The sequence below is a fragment of the Streptosporangium sp. NPDC006013 genome, from assembly GCF_040614275.1.
Taxonomy (GTDB): Bacteria; Actinomycetota; Actinomycetes; order Streptosporangiales; family Streptosporangiaceae; genus Streptosporangium.
The window spans coordinates 1-4,486 of record NZ_JBEXUE010000663.1; the positions used below are offsets into that span (position 1 = coordinate 1).

4 protein-coding genes are annotated in these 4,486 nt (G+C 71.3%); 3 read left to right on the top strand and 1 reads right to left on the bottom strand.

The window, feature by feature from the left end; translation table 11 throughout:
• Positions 1–55: 55 nt before the first annotated feature.
• Positions 56–2,116 carry a prolyl oligopeptidase family serine peptidase gene (locus ABZ260_RS47300; RefSeq protein ID WP_355631507.1) on the bottom strand — a complete coding sequence of 687 codons (2,061 nt, stop codon included), beginning with the start codon at positions 2,114–2,116 and terminating at the stop codon, positions 56–58.
• Between the two features lie 98 nt (positions 2,117–2,214).
• Here ABZ260_RS47300 and mshB point away from each other — a divergent pair, with 98 nt between their 5' ends.
• The 3 genes from mshB to ABZ260_RS47315 all read left to right on the top strand — a co-directional run bounded on the left by mshB (position 2,215) and on the right by ABZ260_RS47315 (position 4,164).
• Complete coding sequence (gene mshB / locus ABZ260_RS47305) at positions 2,215–3,120, top strand: N-acetyl-1-D-myo-inositol-2-amino-2-deoxy-alpha-D-glucopyranoside deacetylase (RefSeq protein WP_355631509.1); 906 nt, start codon at positions 2,215–2,217, stop codon at positions 3,118–3,120.
• A 14-nt stretch (positions 3,121–3,134) separates the two neighbouring features.
• Entirely contained in the window at positions 3,135–3,656 is a 522-nt protein-coding gene (locus tag ABZ260_RS47310; RefSeq protein WP_355631512.1) for a DUF6113 family protein, read from the top strand.
• A gap of 82 nt (positions 3,657–3,738) precedes the next feature.
• Positions 3,739–4,164, top strand: coding sequence for a hypothetical protein (locus ABZ260_RS47315; protein WP_350921711.1), 426 nt, complete (start codon positions 3,739–3,741; stop codon positions 4,162–4,164).
• Positions 4,165–4,486: the final 322 nt, after the last annotated feature.

Genomic DNA, 4,486 nt, shown 5'->3' on the forward strand with positions numbered 1-4,486 from the left:
TCCGATCTTGCCGCACCGGCACGGCGTCATGCCCTCTGACGGGAATGGCCCCGGCTCAGACCAGGGCCTTCTTGAGGAAGTCGACCTGGAGCAGGAGCAGGTTCTCCGCCACGACCTCCTGCGGGGTCATGTGGGTGACCCCGGACAGCGGCAGCACGTTGTGCGGGCGACCGGCGGCCAGCAGAGCCGAGGAGAGGCGGAGGGTGTGGGCGGCGACCACGTTGTCGTCGGCCAGGCCGTGGATCAGCAGGAGGGGGCGGTCCAGCTTCTCGGCGTCGGCGAACAGGGACGAGGAGTCGTAGTGCCCCTCGTCGGGCCGGCCGAGGTAGCGCTCGGTGTAGCAGGTGTCGTACAGGCGCCAGTCGGTCACCGGGGCTCCCGCGACGGCCGCGTGGAACACGTCGGGGCGGCGGAGCACGGCCAGGGCGGCCAGGTAGCCGCCGAAGGACCAGCCACGGATGCCGACCCGGGTCAGGTCCAGGTCGTCGGGGAACCGCGCGGCGGCGCCGTGCAGGGCGTCGATCTGGTCCTCCAGGATCGGGGTGGCCAGGTCGTGCAGGATGGCCCGCTCGAACTCGGGGCCCCGCCCCGGGGTGCCGCGGCCGTCGGCCACGACCACCGCGAAACCCTGGTCGGCGAACCACTGGCTGGTCAGGTGCGCCCCGGCCGCGGCCAGGACGCGCTGGGCGTGCGGTCCGCCGTACGGGTCCATGAGGACCGGCAGTCTCGCAGAGCCCGGCACATGACCGGAGGGCAGCAGCACCGCGGTGGCCAGGTCGCGCTCGCCCGCCCTGATCAGGGAGACCCGCAGGTCCAGGCCGGGGCGCTCGGCGTACGAGGTGATGTGGCCGCGGGGCGTGCCGTTGTGCAGGACGCGGGTGACGGAGCCCTCGCTTTCGAGGGTCTGACCGGTGATCACGAGGGTGCCGCCCGCGGTGTGGCCGCTGTAGACGCCGCCCTCGGTCGGGCTGACGAGCGTGATCTGACCCCTCCGGTAGGCCCATACCGCGATCTCGGTGGGTTCCCCGCTCGCCCGGAAGAGCACGGTCTCGCCGTCGATGTCGAGGATCTCGCGGACCTGGAGGGTGGGCGGCGTGACGGGGTCGTCGCCGACGATCAGGCGGTGGCCGCCCTCGGAGGTGGCGGCCCAGACGAGGCTGCCGTCGGCCAGGTGGCCGGGCACGCCGGTGACGACGTCGACCCAGGCGGGGTCGGTGTCCTCGCGCACCAGGGTGGAGGTGCCGGTAGCCGGGTCGACGGCGAGCAGCCGCATGGTCCGCTGGTCGCGCGTCATGGTGACGATCGACAGGCCGTGGGCGTCCCAGGCGGCGTTGACCAGGTACTCGTCGTCGAAGGGCACGGGGACGCGGGCCCCGGTGAGGGTCAGCACGAAGAGCTCGACCCCGGCGTTGGCGGTTCCCGCGGAGGGATAGCGCTGCTCGGCGGCGGGCCGGGCCGGGTTGGCCGGGTCGGAGATGTGCCACCGCTGGACCGGCGACTCGTCGGCCCGCTCGACCAGGATCGCGTCCCCCGACGGGGACCACCAGTAGCCCCGCATGCGGTCCATCTCCTCGGAGGCGATGAACTCGGCCAGGCCGTAGGTCACCTCCGGGGCCTCGGGGCGGGCCAGCGCGTGGTCGACCTCGTCCGCCAGGTCCTGGATGTGGAAGGCGCCGCCGGTCACGTAGCCGACGTGTTCTCCGGTGGGGGACATCCGAGGGTCGATCACCGGTCCGGGGGTCTTCAGGTTCCTTATGTACCCGGTCTTCAGGTCGACGACGTAGAGGCCGCCGGAGAGCGCGAACGCGGCGGTGGTCACCGTGGCGTCGGTGCTGTATCCGACGATGCCGCCGGCCTGCTCCCTGCTCCGCTCGCGGCGCGCCCGCTCCTCGGGGGGCAGGTTCTCGTCGTCCGCGGCCAGCGCGCGCGGGTCGACGACGAGCCGTTCCGTGCCGCTGAGGACGTCGTACTCCCACAGGCAGGTCACCGGGTCGGAGCCGCCTCTGGTCCGTAGGAAGACGACGCGATCACCGCCCGGAGCGATCGTGAAACCGCGGGGCACTCCGAGGGTGAATCGGCGGGTTCTGGCGTGCAGGCGAGGAAAGCTCTCACTCATACGAGCCATCTTGCCAGTTCCGCATCGGCTGTCCTGTTTTCCAGAAGTGGTGAATTCGGAGGTTCTGGGCGATCCCTGGCATCGATACCCTCGAACCTATGACTGACCGGCGCCTGATGCTCGTGCATGCCCATCCGGATGACGAGACGATCGGCAGCGGGGCCACCATGGCCAGGTACGCGGCCCAGGGCGCGCACGTCACGCTGGTGACCTGCACCCTGGGGGAGGAAGGCGAGGTCATCCCGCCTGAGCTGGCCCACCTGACCGCCGATCGCGACGACACCCTGGGAGAGCACCGCGTCTCCGAGCTCGCCGCGGCCTGCGCCGCGCTCGGCGTCACCGACCACCGGTTCCTGGGCGGCCGGGGCCGCTGGCGCGACTCCGGCATGATGGGCGTCGTCCCCAACCACGCCGCGAACGCCTTCTGGCAGGCCGATCTGGACGAGGCGGCGGGCGAGCTTGTCAGGATCATCCGCGAGGTTCGGCCCCAGGTGCTCGTCACCTACGACGAGAACGGCTTCTATGGCCATCCCGACCACATCCAGGCCCACCGGGTCACCTGGCGGGCCTTCGAGCTGGCGGCGGACCCGGCGTTCGGCGAGGGCGGCCCGTGGCGCGTTTCGAAGTTCTACCACACCGCCATGCCCAGGTCGGTGATGATCAGAGGCGAGGAGGCGATGCGCGAGAACGGCGTCCCCTTCCTGGTCGAGCCGGTCGCCGACCTGCCGTTCGGCTGCGCGGACGATGACGTCACCACCGAGATCGACGCCCGTGCCCACCTCGAACGGAAGATCGACGCGATGCGGGCGCACGCCACCCAGATCAGCGTGAGCCCGCCCTGGTTCGCCCTGTCCAACGACGTCGGCCAGGAGTTGCTCGGGATCGAGCACTTCATTCTCCGCTCCGGCGCGCGGGGTCCCGCGGGGCCGGGAGCGCCGATCGAGGTGGGAGGTCTCGGCGAGCCTTATGGCCGCGAGGACGACCTCTTCGCCGGGATCGGTTAGCCTCGATGTTTGTGATGGAGCAGGTCCCCGCGACACGCGAACCCTCGGAGACGGTTGTCACCGTGGCGGTCAACGCGGTGCTCGTCATGCTCGGGCTGCTGATGGGCGTCCTCGGCGGGTTCGAGCACTCCTGGTACATCAGGCCCGTCCCGGTCTCCGCCCTCGTCTGCGTCGCCCTGCTGTTCGCGATCACCTACGGAGCGGGCCGGATGACCCGTGGCAAGGCGGCGGCCCTGTCGTTCGCGATGGGCTGGGCGCTGATCACCATGATCTGGATCACCGGACGGCCGGAGGGCGACCTGGTCATCGCCAACGACCTGTCCGGCTACGTCTACCTCTACGGGGGCCTCGCGGCGGTCGCGGTGGGGGTCCTGCTCGCGCCACCGGCCGCGGAGGGCGGCTCGTGGCTGCTCACCCAGCACGGGTACGGTCCTCGCCCGCAGCCCTCACCCGCCCCGCCGGGCCCGCAGGCCCCACCCGGTCAGGCCCCACCCGGTCAGGGCCCGCCGGACCCTCAGGTCCCGCCCGGCACCTGAGACTCGCCCGGCCGGGTTCTGCCCGGACCCCGCGCGGTGCGGACCGCTACCGCGAGCCGTCCGGATGACGCACAATCCCGGTATGCGGCGGTTACATCGGGTACGACGGACTGTTAACCACATCAACCTGTCCACGCCCCTGGGGCTGCTACTGGCGCGCCTCGGGCGGGCCAGGGTGGCCGCCGGGCCCGACGGGCTGATCCTGGCGTACGGCTACCGCTTCCGGTTCCCGATCGCCTCGGCGTTCACCGTGGGCAACGTGGTGCTGACCAAGCACGAGGAGGGCTTTCTCACCGGAGCCCTGCTCAGGCACGAGGACCGGCACGCCTCCCAGTACATGTTCTGCGTGGGCCTGCCGATGCTCCCGCTCTACGTCGTGGCGGTGGCGGTCTCCATGCTGATCTGCGGCGACCACGCCTCGTGGAACCTCTTCGAGCGGCTGGCGAACCTGGAGGACGGCAACTACGCCCGCAGATCCCCGTGGTGGTTTCGTACTAAATCCTCTTAAAAGGGAATGAATCTCTCTGTGGGGGGATCAACAGAGGGTGAGCTGACGATGACAGAAGGGGACCGCCCATGTCGCAGACGTCCCACCCCGAAGCCGCCGCCACAGAACTCACGGGCCCTGTCGAAGAGCCGCCCCGCCGTTCCGGGTGGTCGGCCCGGTTCGCCACGCGGCCGGCGCGCGCGCTGAGACAGCTGGGCCGGGCTTCCAAACGAATGGCCGTGGCCGAGGCGGCGGTCGGCTCCGCCACGCTCCCGGAAGCCCCCACCCGACCGGAGCCGCCCGTACGACCGGCGCCGCGACCGGCGCGTCCGCCGGGCCGCCC